Annotated in this window: 23 protein-coding genes; 14 read left to right on the forward strand and 9 right to left on the reverse strand. The window is 53.9% G+C overall.

Translation table 11 applies throughout. From position 1 onward, the window contains the following. Nucleotides 1–91: 91 nt before the first annotated feature. The 3 genes from F7C38_04550 to F7C38_04560 are packed head-to-tail and all read right to left on the reverse strand — an operon-like array spanning nucleotide 92 to nucleotide 1761. Nucleotides 92–322 (reverse strand): hypothetical protein, encoded by a 231-nt coding sequence (locus F7C38_04550; protein MCE4600817.1) that lies wholly within the window; start codon nucleotides 320–322, stop codon nucleotides 92–94. Nucleotides 323–330: 8 nt separating this feature from the next. Next, the gene (locus tag F7C38_04555; protein MCE4600818.1) at nucleotides 331–1401 is read right to left on the reverse strand and encodes a M48 family metalloprotease; all 1071 of its coding nucleotides are present in this window, start codon (nucleotides 1399–1401) and stop codon (nucleotides 331–333) included. A 12-nt stretch (nucleotides 1402–1413) separates the two neighbouring features. Continuing rightward, nucleotides 1414–1761 (reverse strand): hypothetical protein, encoded by a 348-nt coding sequence (locus F7C38_04560; GenBank protein ID MCE4600819.1) that lies wholly within the window; start codon nucleotides 1759–1761, stop codon nucleotides 1414–1416. Nucleotides 1762–1825: 64 nt separating this feature from the next. Between F7C38_04560 and F7C38_04565 the strand changes: the two genes are divergently transcribed. Continuing rightward, on the forward strand, nucleotides 1826–2149 hold the full coding sequence (locus F7C38_04565; protein MCE4600820.1) for a DUF167 domain-containing protein: 324 nt from the start codon (nucleotides 1826–1828) through the stop codon (nucleotides 2147–2149). Between the two features lie 2 nt (nucleotides 2150–2151). Here the strand turns inward: F7C38_04565 and gcvT are convergent, their stop codons facing one another. From gcvT to F7C38_04580, 3 genes are all read right to left on the reverse strand, one after another. Further along, nucleotides 2152–3270, reverse strand: coding sequence for a glycine cleavage system aminomethyltransferase GcvT (gene gcvT / locus F7C38_04570; GenBank protein MCE4600821.1), 1119 nt, complete (start codon nucleotides 3268–3270; stop codon nucleotides 2152–2154). 67 nt (nucleotides 3271–3337) lie between these two features. Beyond that, nucleotides 3338–3835 (reverse strand): hypothetical protein, encoded by a 498-nt coding sequence (locus F7C38_04575; protein ID MCE4600822.1) that lies wholly within the window; start codon nucleotides 3833–3835, stop codon nucleotides 3338–3340. A 12-nt stretch (nucleotides 3836–3847) separates the two neighbouring features. After that, nucleotides 3848–4363 (reverse strand): DUF2299 family protein, encoded by a 516-nt coding sequence (locus F7C38_04580; protein ID MCE4600823.1) that lies wholly within the window; start codon nucleotides 4361–4363, stop codon nucleotides 3848–3850. Nucleotides 4364–4489: 126 nt separating this feature from the next. Between F7C38_04580 and sufC the strand changes: the two genes are divergently transcribed. From sufC to F7C38_04595, 3 genes are all read left to right on the forward strand, one after another. Next, nucleotides 4490–5245: a Fe-S cluster assembly ATPase SufC gene (gene sufC, locus F7C38_04585; protein MCE4600824.1), complete on the forward strand. Its 756-nt coding sequence runs from the start codon at nucleotides 4490–4492 to the stop codon at nucleotides 5243–5245. 66 nt (nucleotides 5246–5311) lie between these two features. After that, nucleotides 5312–6700 (forward strand): Fe-S cluster assembly protein SufB, encoded by a 1389-nt coding sequence (gene sufB, locus F7C38_04590; protein MCE4600825.1) that lies wholly within the window; start codon nucleotides 5312–5314, stop codon nucleotides 6698–6700. Between the two features lie 21 nt (nucleotides 6701–6721). After that, nucleotides 6722–7852, forward strand: coding sequence for a SufD family Fe-S cluster assembly protein (locus F7C38_04595; GenBank protein MCE4600826.1), 1131 nt, complete (start codon nucleotides 6722–6724; stop codon nucleotides 7850–7852). A 4-nt stretch (nucleotides 7853–7856) separates the two neighbouring features. On the opposite strand, the gene F7C38_04600 is transcribed toward F7C38_04595, so the two are convergent. Next, nucleotides 7857–8441 carry an HD domain-containing protein gene (locus F7C38_04600; GenBank protein ID MCE4600827.1) on the reverse strand — a complete coding sequence of 195 codons (585 nt, stop codon included), beginning with the start codon at nucleotides 8439–8441 and terminating at the stop codon, nucleotides 7857–7859. 205 nt (nucleotides 8442–8646) lie between these two features. On the opposite strand from F7C38_04600, the gene F7C38_04605 reads away from it, so the two are divergent. Together F7C38_04605 and F7C38_04610 are read left to right on the forward strand one after the other, a co-directional pair. Continuing rightward, entirely contained in the window at nucleotides 8647–9843 is a 1197-nt protein-coding gene (locus tag F7C38_04605) for a citrate/2-methylcitrate synthase (protein ID MCE4600828.1), read from the forward strand. A 169-nt stretch (nucleotides 9844–10012) separates the two neighbouring features. Beyond that, entirely contained in the window at nucleotides 10013–11182 is a 1170-nt protein-coding gene (locus F7C38_04610) for an RNA ligase (protein ID MCE4600829.1), read from the forward strand. Here the strand turns inward: F7C38_04610 and F7C38_04615 are convergent. Continuing rightward, the gene (locus tag F7C38_04615; protein ID MCE4600830.1) at nucleotides 11168–12025 is read right to left on the reverse strand and encodes a triphosphoribosyl-dephospho-CoA synthase; all 858 of its coding nucleotides are present in this window, start codon (nucleotides 12023–12025) and stop codon (nucleotides 11168–11170) included. The two genes, F7C38_04610 and F7C38_04615, sit on opposite strands and share 15 nt — an antisense overlap. A gap of 89 nt (nucleotides 12026–12114) precedes the next feature. Here F7C38_04615 and F7C38_04620 point away from each other — a divergent pair, with 89 nt between their 5' ends. Beyond that, on the forward strand, nucleotides 12115–12444 hold the full coding sequence (locus F7C38_04620; GenBank protein MCE4600831.1) for a hypothetical protein: 330 nt from the start codon (nucleotides 12115–12117) through the stop codon (nucleotides 12442–12444). Nucleotides 12445–12449: 5 nt separating this feature from the next. Beyond that, a complete protein-coding gene (locus tag F7C38_04625; protein MCE4600832.1) occupies nucleotides 12450–14168 on the forward strand; it encodes a M28 family peptidase in 1719 nt (572 codons plus the stop codon). On the opposite strand, the gene F7C38_04630 is transcribed toward F7C38_04625, so the two are convergent. Beyond that, entirely contained in the window at nucleotides 14157–14732 is a 576-nt protein-coding gene (locus F7C38_04630; GenBank protein MCE4600833.1) for a CDP-alcohol phosphatidyltransferase family protein, read from the reverse strand. The genes F7C38_04625 and F7C38_04630 overlap by 12 nt on opposite strands. Before the next feature lie 86 nt (nucleotides 14733–14818). Here F7C38_04630 and F7C38_04635 point away from each other — a divergent pair, with 86 nt between their 5' ends. From F7C38_04635 to F7C38_04660, 6 genes are all read left to right on the forward strand, one after another. Then, nucleotides 14819–15298, forward strand: coding sequence for a peroxiredoxin (locus F7C38_04635; GenBank protein MCE4600834.1), 480 nt, complete (start codon nucleotides 14819–14821; stop codon nucleotides 15296–15298). A gap of 49 nt (nucleotides 15299–15347) precedes the next feature. Beyond that, nucleotides 15348–16445, forward strand: coding sequence for a spermidine/putrescine ABC transporter substrate-binding protein (locus F7C38_04640; protein MCE4600835.1), 1098 nt, complete (start codon nucleotides 15348–15350; stop codon nucleotides 16443–16445). 77 nt (nucleotides 16446–16522) lie between these two features. After that, the gene (locus tag F7C38_04645; GenBank protein MCE4600836.1) at nucleotides 16523–17503 is read left to right on the forward strand and encodes an ABC transporter ATP-binding protein; all 981 of its coding nucleotides are present in this window, start codon (nucleotides 16523–16525) and stop codon (nucleotides 17501–17503) included. Next, nucleotides 17500–18264 (forward strand): ABC transporter permease, encoded by a 765-nt coding sequence (locus F7C38_04650; GenBank protein MCE4600837.1) that lies wholly within the window; start codon nucleotides 17500–17502, stop codon nucleotides 18262–18264. The genes F7C38_04645 and F7C38_04650 overlap by 4 nt, the downstream gene beginning before the upstream one ends. Beyond that, nucleotides 18261–19034: an ABC transporter permease gene (locus F7C38_04655; protein ID MCE4600838.1), complete on the forward strand. Its 774-nt coding sequence runs from the start codon at nucleotides 18261–18263 to the stop codon at nucleotides 19032–19034. The genes F7C38_04650 and F7C38_04655 overlap by 4 nt, the downstream gene beginning before the upstream one ends. Nucleotides 19035–19161: 127 nt before the next feature. Next, nucleotides 19162–19920: an enoyl-CoA hydratase-related protein gene (locus F7C38_04660; GenBank protein MCE4600839.1), complete on the forward strand. Its 759-nt coding sequence runs from the start codon at nucleotides 19162–19164 to the stop codon at nucleotides 19918–19920. Nucleotides 19921–19937 lie beyond the last annotated feature (17 nt).

A 19937-nucleotide genomic window follows, 5' to 3' on the forward strand; every position in this document is an offset into this window, starting at 1 on the left:
CTTATTTCCCTCGGCTACGAGGCATACAAGAGAGGCCTGTGAGGTCCTCTGCCGCTGCTGAGGGACCCCCGCGCCGGGGGTCTAGGTGAGGTCAGCGAACCCCTGACCGAGGCCTTTCAGCGCGTTCCGCTATTATCCAGGTTCTAACCAGCGTAACGGATGCGCTGACCAGGGATAATCCTAGTATCGCTGCTAGTAGGCTAGCGGCCACGCGGGGAGGGTCTCCTGTGATCAGTGACATGCTGTTTAGGAGGAAGTATATGCCTGTGGCGAGGAGTAGTAACGCGATAACCGCAGTCATTACCTGTTTGGCCCTACTCAACTAGTGTATCACCCGCCATAGAGGGATAGTCTGTCGAGGAAGCGCAGTCTCTTCGAGATCGGCGGGTGGGTAGAGAACAGCTCCATTAGGGGGCTCTCCTCCTCGTGCTTCAGCGTCTCCACGAGGTCATCTATATCAACTAGCATACCGCCGCTCACTTCCACTAATGGGGCTACTATGAAGAGCGGGGCTGCGAACGACGATTTAACAGCCTCTACAGGGCTTCTCTTGACTGCAATGTAGATTTTGGCTAGGGCCCTTTGAAGGGACCTCGGCCGGCCTGTAGTCAAGGCAGAGTGTGCATCGGCATAATACTCCCTCAACCGGTTGAAGTGTGCTATGAGGAACCGGAAGACTATGCTTAGAGCTAACAGTGCGGCTCCAATAGCCGCCAGTATAAGGGGGTTGCCCTCCTCACGCCTCCTGTCGCCGCCACCTAGTAGGCCCGTGAATATGAGTATTCTCCCCATGAAGTATACCACTAGGGGGATTATGCTTAAGGCCAGGATCCAGCTCACGTCACGGTGTTTGAGGTGGCCTATCTCGTGGGCGGCGACCGCCTCCACCTCGTCCTCGCTCAACAGTTCCAGGAGGCCCCTGGTGAATGCAACATACTTGCCTGCGAGTGGGCTGCTGTAGGCGAAGGCGTTTGGCATTCTGAGATCAGCTATCCTAACCTTCACCCCTCCTATGCCACTCCTCTCCGCCACTCTACCGACAATAGTCTCAAGGATCTTCTCATTATAGGTGGCGGGCTCCCGGGTCCTATAGAGGACGTTTATCAGCCAGGGCGATATCAGCCACTGTAAGACCACGAGGCCGGCTGATAGGATCATTGCTCCTATTACGAGCTGGTCCCCAACGGCTCCAAGATACTTCGCTATCCCGATTATCAAGGCGAAGTAGGCTACTACGGTGACGAGTGCTGTTAAAGCCATGCTACCCTTGAGTGCGGCGAGGCTCGTCGGCGTGTTCCCCACGAGTCTATTGGCGTTTAGAGCTAGTAGCCCCATTACCCCAGCCACTACTAGGCTCTCGATCAGCAGTAGCCACCAGTATGCGAATATCCATGCGAACATCGCTTCCCCCCTTCATGCAAGCTCTCCGATCGAGACTATTATATCGCCATCCGGTATGCTCGCCTCGCACCAGGCGTCGAGCAACTCTATCTTTTCCTTACTAATAGATTCTCTTATACTATTTAATACATTAAATAAGAGATCTTCTATAAGTGCTCCATCGCCCAAGACATCGTCTAAAAGGGTATGATCGTATCGGGAGACAGTATCCCTAACAAGCCCGGAGAACCACGATATATCGACTACACTCCTAGTCTTAATGCAAACTCTAATCCACACGTCATGGCCATGAAGGGAGTACCCAAGCTTGCCAGCGCTTAACGCGATGCTCGCCACAGCCCTAGAGCAGTACACGGGCATCCTCGCCCACCGAGACTGATATTACACTAGATTCCCTAGGAAATGTATGAAACGGTGGCTGGCAATGCCTGTTAACCAGGACTTGATAAAAAAGAACGTGAGAGAGATCGGTAGAGGCGTAGTCATCCAGTTCTACGTGAAACCCGATTCCAACCGTACTACGCTAGTCGTGGAGGAAGACGAGCTAGTATTCTACACCGATGAACCGCCGGTGGGAGGCCGTGCAAACGCTAGCCTAATCAAGTTCCTGTCCAAGACACTACGTGTATCGCCTTCGAAGATACGTATCGTCAAGGGGTCTAGAGACCGGTTGAAGATCGTCGAGGTAAACGATGTCACACTAGACGATGTCGTTAAGATGCTCTCAGAGGCAGCAGAGCCTTGGTGACCTCACCGCGGGATAAGAGGGAAATCCTGGATCTTGGCCTCTCCACTCCTCTTACCGCCACGCGCGACAATTGCCACCGGCTCGCCTAGTATGGCGTAGCGTGTATCGATGTAACCCATGCCGACCCCCCTCCCGATTACCGGGCTGAAGGTTCCACTGGTAACCCAGCCGACAGGGATCCCCTCGATCTCGATCGTGTAGCCATGCCTTGGAATAAACCGGGCGAACTTCTTCTTCATAACCAGCCCGACTCGAATCCACCTCACCCCCTCTCTCCTACAGGTTCTCAACATGGACTCGCCAACGTACCCGGTCTTCTTCCAGTCGATAGCTCCAAGCCCGTACCTCAGGCTTAAGGCGCAGGGATACCTAAGGGGGTCCTCTCCATACTCGTTGCCGCCGAGGACAAAGCCCATCTCGATCCTCAAAGAGTCCCTCGACGCGATGCCAACGGGCTTCACTCCCTTCTCTAGGAGCGCCTTGTAGAGCTTGACCGCCTCACTGTGTTCAATCCAGAACTCGAATCCGTCCTCCCCCGTCCATCCACTCCGGCTGGCCACGTATATCCTCGCCGGGCCGAGCTTGACGTCAACGAGGAACTCTAGGGGCTTCAGCGATACCAGGTCAGATCCGCCGAGATCCTCCACTATAGCCGCGCTCCTAGGCCCCTGGAGGGCTAAGAGACTATACCTGCCCTGTAGATCCTCTACCTCCACCTCTAATCCATACTCCCTAGCCTTCTCGATAAAGTAGTGTTTCATCGCTTCTGCAACCGCCGCGTTGGGTACAACCAGCCATTCATCATCGCTGACCCTGTAGAACATCTCGTCATCCTTCACTCTAGCGTATTCGTTCAGGGCCAGTGTTGGCCCGCTCATGAACCCTTCCTTTGTCTTGGATAGCCTCTTGGTGAAGAGCCTCTCAAGCAGGTCAAGCGATCCTCCTCCCCGGATCCTCAGCCTGCCCATATGGCTGATATCGAATATGCCGACAGCCTCCCTTACACTAACGTGTTCTTCCAGCGCAGAGGTATAATACATGGGCACATTCCACCCGGCGAACTCGCCAAACGTGGCCCCAAGCTCTTCATGGAGACTTTTCAGGGGCAGGTCTCTAGCCACCTAGGACTCACCGTTGGTAACGATTGTGGAGGAAAGCTTTAATCGTGTAATGATACTGCTTGTGCAATTACTCCCCAGAATCGAGTGGTTCTGAGTAATATCCCACGGGGAGAGGGTCCCTCTCCGCATCTACCTCCAATAGAAGGCGCGGCCTATAGGAGCAATGGCCCACTAGCTCCAGAGCCCCGCGCATATCTCCCCCGTAAATCTTCCTCCAGAGGGATAGAACCGTCCTATCATCTAGCCTAGGAGGGTTGCCACACGTGCCAGCGGCTAGGAACCCGTGTTGCGGTAGTACACGGGATAAGGGCACCGGGTCCACATCGCCGATGTCCACCAGGATTACTCCGCCGTAGAGTATCGCGAGTGCCAGAGCATACTCCTCCGGTTTGAGCTTCCCGATCTCGTCTCCCTTGAGGACTCGTACTACGGCCTCGGCTACTGTTTCGGGAGGAGGGGGTCCCTCTCTTAGGACAGTCGCCATGGCGTAGTTCTCCGACTCCGCTACTATCACTGGGGTGTAGAGTGTTAGCCTCGTGCCCTCCAATTCTACTTGCGCGGGCATGGGTTGACTCCTCTACATGAAGCTGGTAGGGTATCCGCTTTCGTCTTTCCTCGGCTTGGGGAGCACCTTCAGCTCGGCGTTTAGAACCGCCGAGATCAGTGCCAGTATGTTCGAGAGCTTTCGGATGGTATCGGCTACGAGGGCCCTGTCCAGCTTCTCGTGGTATGCTATCTTGGTTATGAGTATGTTCTTGGCGTTTACCAGGTCAGGTTGGATTACGATAATGCACTCTGGACAGATCCCGTAGGCGGTTTTCAGGACTTCTGTGATGACTCTTATCTTATCCTCGCCCTCTAGAGCGTCGTACTTCGCCTTATGGTCTGGACTAATCAGTATGCCTAGAGTGAATACTAGCTGGTCTTTCTTTGCAGCTGGCTGCTGTATTAGTATGTGGGCAATTGTCGGCGGTATCCGCGCCACCACTCGAAGGACCCACTCGACGGGCGCCTCCCTCGGCACTATCTCGCTTTTGACCTCCAGCCCCTCGTCTAGTAGCCACTGTACTATCTTGTCTTTGACCGTGTCCAACCCATACACCGGCTAGTCGGCGTGTGTATTATTAGCCTTATATTTACCTGTTTTCCATGCGTTATGGTGGCAGGTTTATAAAGCGTGGATCAGCAATGTTTAACGGTGTTAAACGGGGGAGTGCAGGTGGCTAAAGCACTGGAGGTAGACTCGCTGAAAGTAAGCGTACATGGGAAGACTATCCTCAAAGAAGTAAACCTAGACATAAACTATGGAGAGGTACACGCCGTCATGGGGCCAAACGGGAGCGGGAAATCCACTCTAGCATACACCATAATGGGGAGAGAAGGCTATGAGGTAACAGAAGGCGACATAAAGCTGGACGGGACCAGCATAAAAGACCTCCCAACCGACGAGAGGGTATTGAGGGGGCTGTTCCTCGGCTTTCAAGAGCCCCCAAGTATACAAGGCGTTAGGTTCTCCACGTTCCTGATAGCTATTATAAACAAGAGGCTCGGAGCCGAAGACCTAACAACACTCAAGGACCCCAAGAAGCTCCGCGAGATCTATAGCCTCTTGGAAGAGGTTGGCCTCGACAAGAGCGTGTTACAGAGGGAGCTATACGTCGGCTTCAGCGGGGGAGAGAAGAAGAGGGCGGAGATGCTGCAAGCCCTGTTAATGGATCCAAAGGTGGTTATACTGGACGAGCCGGACAGCGGATTAGACGTTGACGGTGTCAGGAAGATCGCTGATATCATAAGAAGCCTACGGGATAACGGTAAGGCAGTGCTGCTAATCACACACTACGCCAGGCTCTTCAACTACGTCGAACCAGACAGGGTAACAGTACTAGCAGACGGTAGAGTCGTAGCGACGGGTGACAAGGACCTCGCCAGGCTGATAGAGGAGAAGGGCTACCAAGCCCTCAGAGAATCGAGCTAGCCTGGAGGTCGAGGAGCCTTGTCTAGGAAAGGAGCTGTTAAGCTTCGGGAGGAACTCCTAAGGGGTATGGATACAGTAGATATGCTCGGCCTCACAGGGAAACCCTACAAGATCGAGGTAGAGCTACGGGGGAAGATAAGCCGTAGCCTGGTCGAAGAGATAAGCAGGATAAAGAAGGAGCCGGACTGGATGAGGAGGCTGAGGCTCAGGAGCCTCGAACTATTCGAGAAGCTCCCCATGCCTAAGTGGGTCCCCGGGATAGAAGAGATAGACCTGGAGGAACTAGCACACTACGTCAAGCCAGACGCGTTCCAAGCCCAGAGCTGGGACGAGCTACCCAGGGAGATCCGGGAATACTACGAGAGGCTCGGTATACCAGAGGTGGAGGCGAGATTCCTCTCGGGCCTCTACGCGGTCATGGACAGTGAGACGGTCTATGGCAGGGTAAAAGAGGCTCTACGTAGCAAGGGAGTAGTCATAATGTCTATGGACGAGGCGGTTAGGAAGGACCTCCCAATACTAAAGGACTACTTCATGAAGATATTCCCAGCAGCCGACCACAAGTTCGCCGCACTCCACGGCGCCCTCTGGAGCGGCGGTGTCTTCATGTATGTTCCCAAGGGGGTGAAGATCCCCGAGCCCATCGAGGGATTCTTCCTCATAGGTAAAGCGTATGAGGGCCAGTTCGAGCATACCCTGATAGTAGCGGATGAGGGTAGCTATGTAAACTTCATCGAGGGATGCAGCGCTCCAAGGTTTACTGGTTATAGCTTCCATGACGGCATGGTTGAGCTATACGCGCATAGGAACGCCACAATAAAGTTCACGACCGTCCAGAACTGGAGTAAAAATGTGATAAACTATAATAATAAGAGGGCTATAGCCGAGTCGGGGGCCAAGGTGGACTGGTTCGAGGGAAGTATAGGGAGCAAAGTAACAGTCACATACCCAAGCACCATACTGAAAGGCGACAACGCCATCTCACGAAGCATGGTGGTAAGCCTATCCAAGGGCCCGGTGATTAAAGACACAGGGAGCAAGATGATCCACCTGGCACCAAGAACCAGGAGCAGGATAGTCAACAAGACGATAAGCGCCGGGGGAGGAGTAAACATCTATCGAGGGCTAGTAAAGATAGTGCGCGGGGCAAAACACTCCCAGGCCGACGTAGAATGCGACAGCCTAGTATTCGACAAGGAGAGCAAAGCCCACACTTACCCGCATAACCAGGTGGACGAGCCCACAGCACAAGTGACCCACGAGGCGACCACCGGGCGGCTGAGCGAGCCACAGCTATTCTACATGCAGTCTAGGGGGCTAAGCGAGGACGAGGCCAAGAGCCTAATAGTACTCGGCTTCCTAAGCGACATCCTAGTCGAACTACCCTTCGAGTACCTGAACATACTCAACAGGGTCATCCAGCTAGAGTTCAAGGAGCTAGGAGCGGTAGGGTAGGCAGAGGAGGCGGAAGGAGGGATGAACACGCTACGGAGCCGCTACATGGAATTAGCCAGGAGAGAGGCGTTCCAGGAGATAGCAGACTCGCCTACCGTGAAATACTACACCAACTGGAGGGAGTTCGAGCGCAGGCTGGATGCTGCCGACTCCAGGAACTATCCGAGCCCGCCAGAATGGCTGGAGGCCCTGGAGCCTAGGAAACTAGTCATAACCAATAGAGTCGCTGCTGAGGGTGTCGAATCTAGCTGGATAAGAGTCTATAGCGATTACGACGTCATAAGCGACTTGAAAGTCGCCGGCAAGCTCGAATACCTCCATGCGGCACGCGCCAAGCCGATAGTAGAGCTTAAGATACCTGAGGGTGTAGACGCTGGCCCCATACTGATAGTCTCCATGGCCGGTGAAGCGTACACGGGACACCACCTGAGGATTATACTGGAGCCTGACTCTAGCGTGGAGTTGTTGATGGCTGATCTAGGCAATGAGAGTGAAGGGTCCCTCAAAACCCTAACCACGGTCTACGAGGTATCAGAGGGCGCGTCTCTAAGGCAATACGTCTATGCCAACCACGAGAACACAGCGGTCTATGTTAGAAGGATCTACAGGCTCGGAACGGGCAGCAGGCTGGAACTGAACACCCTATACTCTGGGGGTCCCTCTACTAGGGTGAACGAGGATGTATTCCTGGACGGCCAATACAGCGAGGCTAGAGTGGTCTCCTCCGCGGTATCAAGAGAGACCGCCTGGAGCGACGTGCTACTCAACGTTAGACACAGGGGTTCCAGGTCAAGGGCTTTCGTCGAGGGGCGTGGAGTCGTCCTTAACCGGGGACTTCTAACGCTTCGAGGCATTGCGATCGTCGAGGAAGAGGCTGAGTGGTCAGCGTCGCACGTCGAGGTCCACGTCTCGACATTCGGCGAGGAGGCTAAGGGGTACGCGAGCCCCATGCTGGAGATACACACTGGGAATGTCGAAGAGGCATTCCACAGCGCCAGCGTGGCTAGCATAGGCGAGGACGAACTATTCTATCTAAAGAGCAGGGGGTTAAACGAGTCGGAAGCCAGGGAACTCCTAATAGAGGGCATAGTTAACTACTCCGGTGTCATCGAGAGGATGAGGATACCCTACGCTAAAGTAGCCGGGAGATAACCCGTTATAACTCCTCCTCCAGCTGGGATACGAAACGCCTAACGATCTCTAACCTCCTATATGCCATCCTCCTAGATGGCTCCAGGTACATGTGCTCTGGAAGGCCCAGTATCTTCTCGTGGAAATGCCTTAAGCTGTCCTCGAACGAGCGGTTGATCCGGCAACCGGTATGTATAACCCTAGCTATACCAACGGCGCCTAGAGCATCTAGCTTGTCAGCATCTGACAGGATCTTCGCCTCTAGAGTAGTAGCGGCTTCTCCAAGCGAAAAGCTATGACTCCTGATAGCGTGTACAATGGATTCCACCTCGTCTACCCCATAGCCTAGGCCTGGCAGAATTTCCCCAGCAAACCTAGCGCTTTTTACAGCATGGTGCTCTACTCCCTCGATACTCCTTCCTATGTCGTGGAGCAGTATCGCCGCCTCCAGGATCCTCCAGTTGACCGGCTCATCTAGCCCTTCGGCGATTTTCCTCGACAGCTTGTGCACCCTCACTATGTGGGGCCATCCATGGGCTGGATCCGCTCCCATCATGGCTCTGGCTATTGCGATAAGCTGTCTGGGAGTGTTTTCGAAGTTGTGCTTCAATCGCATCACCCTGTGAGGCAGTATACCTAAGCTCTTGATTTAGGTGGTATAGGTGTGTCGAGCCTGGAACCCTATAACTTTGAATTGTGGGGCTATGGTGGGTGTGATCGTATAAATGTATGTATTTACACGTGTACTTACATGTGATTAGGGTAAAGCGAATACCCTAGCAGGTACCAATAATAAAATGAAAGTAACGCAGGAGGTGCTTGTATTGTCAAAGCAACCAGAGTGCAAGGTGGAGAACGGTTATATAATAGCGCCTAAGGGCCTGGTTAACGTCGTCCCAGACGTAACGTACATCAGCGGAGTAGACCCCAAGGGAGAGCACACGATCTACAGGGGGTACACTATAGACGACATAGGCAAGAACGCTAGCTTCTACGAGGCCACTTGGCTCTTCCACAAGGGAGAACTGCCCTGCGAGGAAGAGCTAAAGGAGATCAAGAAGAAGATCGACACCTACAGAGGCCAAATACCCGAAAAGGTCCTAGACGCTCTAAAGATAGTGCCCAAGGCCCACCCAATGTACTACGGAAGCTACGGAGTCGCCCTACTGGGCCAGTATAATGCGCCAGAAGACTGGAAGTTCGACGACGACTTCCTCTTCGACCACGCGCTCAGGCTGATAGCACAGCTCCCAGTGATATTCGCCGCTGGGTGGAACCTAGCCCACCACGGAACGTTCCTAAGGCCAGACCCCAACATGGATCATGCAAAGGACGTGCTAAGGATGATCACACTAAGAGAGCCCTCCGACCTAGAGGCCAGGGCCTTCGAATCCTCACTAGTTCTCTACATGGACCACGGCTTCAACGCATCAACCTTCACGACCAGGGTGATAGCCAGCACCCTAAGCGACATGTATAGCGCGATAGCAGGGGGAATTGGCGCCCTGAAAGGCCCACTCCACGGCGGAGCAAACGAGAAAGCACTAGTGATGCTCCTCGAAGCCAAGAAGCTAGCGGAGGAGAAGGGCAAGCCCCTAGAGGAGTACATAGAGGAGTACATCCTAGAGAAGCTCGCCAAGAAGGAGAAGATAATGGGATTCGGCCACAGAGTCTACAAGATACACGATCCCAGGACCGACGTGGCGGCAGAGTACATCAAGCAGCTCCCAGAGGGAGACTACTGGCTGAAGGTGCTGAAGAAGGCAGAGGAGGTAATGTGGAGGGAGAAGAAGCTCCCAGCCAACATAGACTTCTACACAGCCATACTATACTACCAGCTACAGATACCGATACCCATGTTCACGCCAGTATTCGCGATGGGCAGGATAGTCGGATGGACAGCCCACTACATAGAACAAGTCAAGAACAACAAGATAATCAGGCCAAGCGAGAAATACGTCGGCCCTGTAGGGAAGAAGTACCAGCCCATGGAAGTAAGGTGTAAGAAGTAGCACCATTACTCCTTACCTTATCCTTTTTAACAATTTCTCCCACAGGTCCTCTTACCTAGTCGATCAAAGTTCAAAGCGACTCTAGCGATAGCTCCTGGGCCTCAGGCATTCATCAGAGCCAAATTATATGAAGATCTCTTCTAAGTCTCTATTAACGGTGTGGGATACATTGTCAAAAACAGAGAGCCAGAACGACCTAGCGGGCATACTAGCCGAGGCGTTGAATATATCCACGGAGAGGGCCAGCAGACTGTTAGAGTCAAAGAGCACGAGGGTAATGAGGTACAAGGACATACGTTACATAGCCTTGAGAAGGGATGTAGCTGACCACTACGAAGGGACAGTAATACTAATCACGAGGGACGACTACCGGGTAGTAGAAGGCTATCCCCATATAGAGAGGGTACTCCTCCTCTCAAGAGCCCTACCACGCCACTTTATAGACTATATTATAGTCGAGGAGAAGATGGACGGGCACAACGTGAGGGTTGTACGCCTAGATGGCGAGATCCTAGCGATAACCAGGGGAGGCTACATATGTCCCTACACGACTAACAGGATGCGTAGAACCTACGGAGGGAAGATCAACAGCCTGTTCGATGATCTGGGAGAAAACGCGGTCATCGCCGGCGAGGTTGTCGGAATGGAGAACCCCTATACACGCTACTACTACCCCGAGGCGCCCTACTGGGACTACTTCATATTCGATATATACGATGACGGCGGTAACCCGTTGCCTGTAGACGAGAGGAGGATGCTAGTAGACAAGCACGGGCTAAGGAATGTTCCCCTACTCGGGAGAATATACAAGGAGAACTGGCAAGACTTAATGGAGATAGTCAGAGGCTTAGAATCCGCTGGTAGGGAGGGGGTTGTGCTCAAAGACCCTGAATACAGGGTGCCTCCCCTGAAGTATACAACGAGTTACATAAACACGAGAGATATACAGGAGGGCATGAAGTACCCATTCGACGAGGGCCACACCTTCATCTTCCCAAGGGTCCTACGGCAGATGTTCAAGGCCTTCGAAGAGGATTGGAGCGAGGAGCGATTAAGGGAGGAAGCGAGGAGGCTAGGCGAAGCAATATTACTACCCGCTATCGAGAGCATAAGGAAGTTCGCTGTAGGCGAGCCTCTGGCCGAGGAGTTTATACTAGAGTTTAGCGACCTAACAGACCTAGAGGAATATATATCCTATGCGGCTAGCCTAGGCGTTCCAATAACGGTGATCTCAATAGACAAGACAGACTCCACTATAAAGGCTAGGATGCTCAAGCACAAGAGGACCCCTGAGTATTATAAGAGGATCTTTAAGACGGGCATATCACCCCTCGACTAGCTCGCCTATTAAGACCGAGTAGACTATGCCGCTGGCGACGCCAACTATATCAAGTACGGCTCCGGGGTTCCACCCCCTTCTCCTCCACAGGTTATCCAGGTATTCTAGCGAGGCTCTGACGCCATGCCTAAGGGATAGCTCCTTAGCGTATCTCGCCTCTCGGAGAGCCTTTAGGTAGGCGCTCATCCCCCACTTCCTAGCGATCAGTGTATCGCCGTGGCTAGCCAATAGTTCTAGGATAGCGGCTAGTATAGCTTCCTCTATACCGTCGTCAATTCGATCCAGCATGATCTTATAGGCCTCTGCCGTCAACGGGTAACCCGATAGCAGCTCGTTATGGACGTGATCCCACCTGGAGGCCTCAAGAGCCGGGACTAGGCCCGGGGGATACTCGCCGGAACCAACGCTTGGAACCGCGCCCTCGTACCGTCCAAGGTGGCTCGCTCCCAAGAGTGATAACGCATCGTAATAGGCCTTGCCGGACTCAAAGCTGTCGCAAGCGACTACAAGCTTCGAAGCATTACTAAAGAGATCCCCAGGGGTAGAGGAGTCATGGAGAGCCCTACACAGGGGGAGGAGCAGGAGCACACTGCCCAACTGTATATTCGTCTTGGAGACCCTCGTCACCGACTTTATGTAGGAGTTTAAACCCCTGCCAATGAACCCCCTGCACTCGCCGCTACAAGCGGCCATACAGGCTTTCAGCGCCGGATAGACGCCCATCACGAAGTCATAGACATCCTTATCAGGGTGGCTCTTGCACCTAGTTACGCCTCCGGGCTTGGGATGTGCGAGGGGTTCGAGTACGAGCCCCCAGAGTATCGAGTAGCCCCCGCAGTGCACCAACTTGGATAGAGCACCGATTAACTTGAATACACCTGGCTCTAGGAGAATATATGTTGGCCCCTGGGGGCTCGCGGGAGGGACAGTGCTTGCCGGAGAGGGACCCTGTAGATGCACTGCTAAGAGCATTATACGGCATGGCCCTGTCTAGGGGCTCTGGAATAGCTGGAATAGCCAGGGCAGGGGGGCAGAGTCGTGTCAAGATCAACATAAGGGCCCTCTTCAAGTACCACGACGAAGAAACAGGGTATAGGCTGGTCGAGGAGGCAATAGCCGAGCTGGGAGACGAGGGGTCTCGTAGACTGGAAGCTATGGGTATAAAGCTGGTTAAACGGGGAGGGACCCTATACATCGAAGTACCCGTAGATCTACTAGCCAATCCCCGGGGCCTACTAGCAAGGGGACAGGGCGAGGCGTAGCTTTGATGATAGCTAATAGCCTAGAGCTAGCGGCCAAGGTTGCACGTTCACTCCAAGGCTACGTTAGCGAGAGGAGGGTATTCGACGTACTCAAGAGGATAACACTATATAATAGGATACAGGCCTCGCCGGGCCTAGTAGAGGCCGTCGGCGATATAGAGAGGTTCATCATAGACGAAGCCCCAGACATTGTCGAGGTGAGAAGCTTCAAGTACACGGGAAAGGCAGGACCCGAATGGCTCTCCCTACCAGCCCATTGGGAGGCACACGACGGGTGGATAGAGGCGGCAGGTAAAAGATACACGCTGAACCAGCATCCAACCCTAGTAGCGGCACACAGCCCCGGCAGCGACGGTATAATAGAGGGGAAGGTAGCCGAGCTAGAAGACCCCCTCAACCCGGACTCCTATAAGAGTCGAAGCGACGCGATACTCCTTATCAAGAAACACCACAAACTGGCATACCGCCTAGCGGCGGAGGCAGGGATACCAGCAGTCATACTGGCCGACCCCTCCAAGGACCACGACAGCTTCCCCTACATGGGGCTATTCCTCTCCCAAGACGAGGCCCAGAAGTACCAGACAGTCGCCGTGACACTGCCTTGGAAGCTGGCAGAGTCCCTCCCCGGCAAGACAGTACGGATAAAGGTCGACGCTGATCTCGGAGGCCCAGGCCAGTTACCAGTGTTGGCTGCGTGGATCGGAGATAAGGATTCCAAAGGACCAGTCGTGCTAGCTCATATTTGCCATCCAAAGCCCGGCGCCAACGACAATGCCAGCGGCTCCGCAGCGGCTGTCGAAGCGTTCCTATCATTGGCCGAGGCTATAGACGAGGGCGCTCTAGAGCCTCCAGGCGAGACTATAAGGCTAGTCCTATTACCCGAGTACACGGGCTCCTTCCTAAGCATGGAGGGCTGGCTCTCCCAGCTACTCACGCATGCGTTGAACCTAGACATGATTGGCAGGAGGGACCCCTATTCGAGTGAACCCAGACTCCTGTATCCGCCCGTGACACATGGAGTCTCCCGCATAGGAGACATATTCTATGATGTCGGCCTCACCATAGGCGCCAACGCGAGCATAGACTACTACATGGCCGGGAGCGACCATGACGTGGCACTGGCCTATGGGAGGGACGCGGTAATGTACAACCAATGGCCCGACAGGTTCTACCATACGGACTCTGACGACGCAGACACCGTATCCACTGAGAGACTTCACAGGACGGCTCTCCTAGCGGCAGCCACGCTGTACCTAGCCTCCACCGAGTACAAACCCACCGATACCTCTAGGAAGAACCTAGTAAATGGAATGATAGCTCGACACGTCGCCCAGGGAGACTACGATACTGCTAGGCTGGCCTCAGCCATAATGCCATTAAAATACAACGTTGAGGCTCCACTGCAGAGCCTCATCCAATGGGAGCCCGTTGATGACGACAGAGAGGTCAAGCCTAAGATACCGCTATACGCAGGTATACTGGTCCAGTTGGAGTCACTTGAGGCCAGACTCAAGCTTACAAGCGAGATTGAGAGGCTAGGATTCAAGTCCAACACGTTAAATATACTAGACGAGGTCTTCTTCTCAGCCCACGGCGGGAGCACGGTTAGAAGGCTCCACACAGAGCTGGCAAGCGCTTACGGTATAAACCTGGTAAGCAGTGACAGGCTCCAAAACCTCCTAGCATCGCTAGAAGACGCCGGGCTTATAGAGCTAACCGGATAGGGCCCTGATTACGCGCCAGCTCCTGCTAGCGACAGTATAGGCCATTAGGATTACTAGGGCCCAGAGCAGTAGCCTTGACACGCTCCATAGGCCTAGTGCCGCTAGTAGGGCTATGAGTGTTATGACCAGGATCCTATCGCCCCTCTCCATTAAGCCGACCCCCCTCATCTCGACCCCTAGGACCTCTCCCTTAGCCCTGACGTAGCTTATCGATATGGCCAGCGAGAGGCCCACTAGCACGATCCCTGCCTGGAAGCCGTAGCCCAGCAGGGCGTAGAAGTAGGCGGTGTCCGAGAATCTGTCGAGGACTGAGTCTAGGAACTCCCCCCTCTTGCTTGCCCGCCTAGTAGCTCTCGCAACGGCGCCGTCAAACGCGTCTACAAGCCCCGAGACGGGGATCACTATCGCCCCTGCAAGCAGGTGTCCCCAGTAGACTAGGACCGGACTAGTCCAGGCGAGGACTAGTCCTAGAAACGTGTAGACGTCGGGGTCGCTAGACACCTTTGATAAGAGCAGTCCTACGCGCATCGTTTGTCTCTCAACCCTCTTCCGGAGCCTCTCCATTACCACCCTATCTAGCTCCTCCGCGGCTTATACTATACTTCAGTAAAATAAACCCCCTGCACTATATAGATGATGGTGACTAGAATATGGTTAACCCTATCCAGCCCGGCTCGAAGGCTCCCGACTTCGAGGCGCCAACCCATACGGGTGGCAAGCTAAGGCTCAGCGACTACAGGGGCAAGATAGTAGTGTTGTACTTCTATCCGAGGGCAATGACTCCGGGATGCACCAGGGAGGGCCGCCGCTTCAGCGAACTCTCAGAGGAGTTCGCCAAGCTAAACGCGGTCATCATAGGGGTCTCCACCGACCCGCCAGAGAGGAACAAGAGATTCGCCGAGAAGGAGGGCTTCAAGGGAGTAATACTCGTAAGCGACACAGACGGCAAGATAGCTGAAGCCTACGGGGTCCTAAGGAAGAAAAAGAGGATCTCCGCGGAGCGGGCGACCTTCATAATAGACCCTGACGGGGTAGTACGCAAGGTTCTAGTCAATGTAAGGCCAGCCGAGAAACACGCCGACCTAGCCCTAGAAGCCGTTAGGGAGCTCGCAGGAGGCCAAGCTTCATAGGTTTATATTCTTTTTCGCCACCCGGGGTTTAGCCCCTAGGGTGCATTAAATGAGCAAGGCCGCGGTAGCCGGGATACTGGTGGTCGTAATAATCATCTTAGCCGGCATCGGATACCTATATTATGCCAAGCCGGAGCAGCGGGTCCTGAAGGTACTCAACTACAGCGAGTACATCGATCCAACGGTGCTAGAAGACTTCGAGAAGGAGTACGGCGTCAAAGTGGTATATGACGAGTATGAGGCCGCCGAGGAGGCATGGGCCAAGCTAAAGGCCGGAGGAGCTGGGTACGACGTCATAATAACGGCTCACTCCTACGTGGGGCTGGCAAGGCAACAGGGACTCCTCCACCCGCTAGACAAGTCGAAGCTGCCCAACCTAGTAAACCTAGACCCACGGATAGCGTCGCACCCGGCGGACCCGGAGCAGAAGTATGCGGTACCCTATATGTGGGGGACAACCGGTATAGGCTATGTGAAGACGTGCGTCAAGGAGCCGCCCAGGACATGGAAGCAATTCTATAACGCGTCGTATCTTTCACAGTATCCCGGGAAAGTCTCGTTGCTGAGCGAGTTCTCGGAGACAGTGATGACTGCCATGATAGCCCTCGGCTATGATCCAAGCGTTAGGGAGAACTGGAACGACCAGGTTATGAAGCAGGTGGAGAACCTTCTCCTTTCTGTGAAGCCATACATAGTAGGCCTATACGGCGCCTCCCAGTACATGCCGGAGCTCCAGAACGAGCACATATGCCTAGCGCTCGCATGGAGCGGCGATATACTTGTTGTCCAGGAAGAGAACCCTAATGTCGAGTTCGTTAACCCGAGTGACGGGGCCCTGTTCTGGGTCGATTTCATGGTCATACCAAGGGATGCAAAGCACGTCAACGAGGCCCTGGAGTTCATCAACTTCATGATGCGCCCGGACATAGCGGCTAGAAACGTGAAGGCGGTCTGGTATGCGTCGGCTCTCAAGAAGAGCCTGATCCTAAAGATAGCCGAGGAAAATAATGACGAGGAGCTACTTGAGATCCTAAACAACCCCCTAGTATACCCACCGCCAGACACCAAACTCATCCCAAGCCCGGTACTAGACGAGGAGATGTCGAGCTACGTAGAGACCATTAGGCTACACGTCATGGGAGGCTAGAGAGGCTAAAGGTATACTCTTAAAACACCAGTACAACCGCCTCCAAACAACATAGAGGGTGGGCGAGGCCACTGGGATTGCCGGGGGTAGAGGTATACGCGGAAAAGATAACAAAGACCTATAAGAGGGTCACAGCGTTAAGAGAGGTCACCCTGAAGGCTAGGAGGGGCCACATAACCACGCTCCTCGGCCCCAGTGGCTGCGGGAAGACAACACTCCTAAAAGTGATAGCGGGCCTCGAAAAACCAACCAGTGGAAAGATCTACTTCGACGGCGAAGACGTCACGAGCCAGCCGCCCGAGAAGAGGAACATAGGCTTCGTATTCCAGGACCTAGCACTGTTCCCCCATCTAAACGTGTATGAGAACATAGCCTTCGGGCTGAGAATAAGGCGTTATAGCGATGCCGAGATAAAGAGACGGGTATATGATACACTAGAGCTAGTGGGGCTTGACCCCGGGGAGTTCGCGTCCCGGAGAATAAACGAGCTCAGCGGCGGGCAGCAGCAGAGGGTCGCCCTGGCCAGGGCACTAGTGATAGAGCCAGCAGTCCTATTGCTAGACGAGCCCTTCGCCCACCTAGACTACAAGATAAAACAGAGGCTACTCCTCGAATTGAAGAGGATCCAGAGGGAGACGATGACCACAGTAATCTACGTTACACACGATCAAAACGAGGCAATGGCTGTAAGCCACGAGATAGCCGTTATGAGGGATGGCATGATACTACAGGTGGGGGCGCCAGAGGAGGTATATGAGAGTCCGCGGTCGGCTTTCGTAGCTTCCTTCTTCGGCGAGGCGAATGTCCTGCCCCTAGGTGATGGAAGGTTCCTCGTTGTAAGGCCGGAGCGCGTGAAAGTGAACCCGGAGCGGGCCGACGTCGAATACGAGGGCGTCGTGGAGGATGTCATATTCCAGGGCCCGCTCCTGCGGCTAGAGGTGAGAGTCAACGGGAAGATGATTAAGGTAATCATGCCCAGGAATGGCGGCCGGTTCAAGCCAGGCGCCCAAGTAAGGGTGGGATGGCGCCTGGACGATGCCAGGGTGGTAAGCGAGTGAAACCCTCCCTGGCAATCATACCGCTACTCATCTTCCTCCTCGTATTCTTCTACGCGCCTTTCGCTATACTGGCTTATCAGAGCTTCACGGGAGTGGGCGGAGGGCTAACCCTGGAGAACTACTTGGCTATAGTGAGGGATCCCTCCTATACGAGGATAGTATTCTATAGTATAATGATCGCCTCCGAGACAACGCTCGTAACCCTAGCCCTTGCATACCCCGTGGCATACTATGTGGCAAAGGTGTCTACCGGGCGGGAGAAGATACTCTTGCTAGCGCTCCTACTAACCCCCTTCTGGGTAGACGTGTTGCTCCGATCCCTTGCGATCAAGACAGTGATATACACGATAGGCTTGAAGGAGGGGTTCCATGCTATGATGCTAGGCATGATCTATGAGTACTTCCCTATAATGCTCCTCCCCTTGTTCGCCTCGCTATCAAGAATACCAGACAACGTGCTAGAGGCCGCTAGGGTCCTAGGCGCATCGACTAGAGACCTCGTATCAAGGGTGGTAATCCCCTTAACACTGCCGGGGATAATCGCCGGGTCACTCCTAGTACTGCTAATGTCTATGACCGAGTTCGTCATACCAACACTCCTCGGAGGGAAGTCCGGGTTCACCGTTGGAAGCCTCATCTACTATCTCTTCCTAAGCGGGGGCATGTGGGGCGTGGGCGCTGCCCTCGCAGTAGTAATAACGCTGGCTCTCATGGTAGCCGCGTTTGCCGTTGCTAGGAGGACGGGGGAGGATATGCTATGAGGATCCTCAAATACTACACGTATGCCGTTATCACGCTCCTCTATATACCGATCATCGTCATGGCGGTATACAGTTTCGACGACAGCAAATTCTTCGGGACATGGAAGGGGTTCACCGTGAAATGGTACCTCCAGCTCCTCCACGACACAGAGGCTTGGATAGCCTTCAAGAACAGCATAGTCGTGGCGGTAGCCAGTGCACTGATATCTACTGCCATAGCACTCCCAGCGGCCCTAGCCTCCAGGAGGGAGGATAGAGACCTGGTATCGCTCCTCATATACCCCCCGGTGATAATCCCCGAGATAACCGAGGCAGTATCCCTGATGCTCCTCTTCCTCTACCTGGGTTTCCCCCTGGGCCTTGTCAGCGTGTTGATAGGTCATACAGCCTTCAACGTCGCCTACGCCTATATAGCGCTGTCGCCTGTGGGGAGTAAGGGTTCTCGTCTGGCCACGGCGGCGAGGACTCTCGGAGCCGACAAGCTCACGGCGTTTCTAAAGGTGACTATACCCGTTTCCATGCCGGGGATAATAGCGGCTCTGGGGCTAGCCTTTATGATGAGCTTCACGGACTTCACGAAGACGCTTTTCACTAAGGGCCCTGGGTTTGAGACCCTGCCTATCTTGGTCTGGAATAGGGCTAGGAGGCCTGGGTTAAACGACTATTCTAGCCAGCCGGCTATAGCGGCTCTAGCAACTATACTCGTCGTCCTAAGTATATCGGTAGCGTTAGCCTATACTCTATGCGAGTTGAAGCGGTCCAAGGGTTGATCCCTCACGGAATCACATGCCCCATATTCTATAGCAATATTCTCAATATGTTTTACTAGTCTATATAAGGTAGCTGGCAAGCATAATAACTTTATAGACGGCATCCCGGTCTTGAGGTGAATACATTATGCCTATCCGAGTAGAGAGGGACCCCCTCATATCCTGGATAATCATTGACAGGGAGGATAAGGGGAACAGCCTAGACTACGAGCACGCAAGAGAACTAGCGAATGCAATCAAGGGTGAATGCGAGGATCAAAACACAACTGTTATCGCGATAAGAGGAGCCGGTGAGAGGTTCTTCTCGACAGGGGTGGACCTGGAGTCGGTAGCGAAAATAACTGGGACGGATGACGCGTGGAAGATAATGTATGAGGGCCTAGGCGGGGTCTGCAGAGCGTTATCCGAGTGCAGTAAACCCGTTATCGCCGCTGTCAACGGGCATGCAGTCGGCATAGGATTCGAGCTGCTATACGCCAGCGATATCGCAGTCGCTGTGAGGAAGGCTAAGCTGGGTAGCCCGGCGGTTAAATGGGGAATGGTGCCCCCCGCAACGCCTACCGTGGGCCCGTGGCTCATTGGGTATAAGAGGGCTGCCTTCATAGCCTTGACTGGCTTACTCATTACAGCTGAAGAGGCCTTGGAATATGGGATAGTTAATATGGTTGTCGACAACGTAGACGAGCTCGTGGCAAAGGTAAGAGAGGTTGCAGAGGCCATTGCCTCCAATGACCAGTGGGCTGTTCGAACTGCTAAGGAGTTGTTACGGGAGGCGAGGCCGCATCTAATGCTCCAGCGAGGATTGATGAGCCTGGTGTATTCTGCTTCGAGGCCAGAGACTGTGGAGAGGGCTAGAGGGTTCCTAGACAGTAAGAATAAGAAATAAAAAAAGACTTGTTTTAT

The organism is Candidatus Thermodiscus eudorianus (genome assembly GCA_015521085.1).
GTDB classification, from domain to species: domain Archaea; phylum Thermoproteota; class Thermoprotei_A; order Sulfolobales; family Acidilobaceae; genus Thermodiscus; species Thermodiscus eudorianus.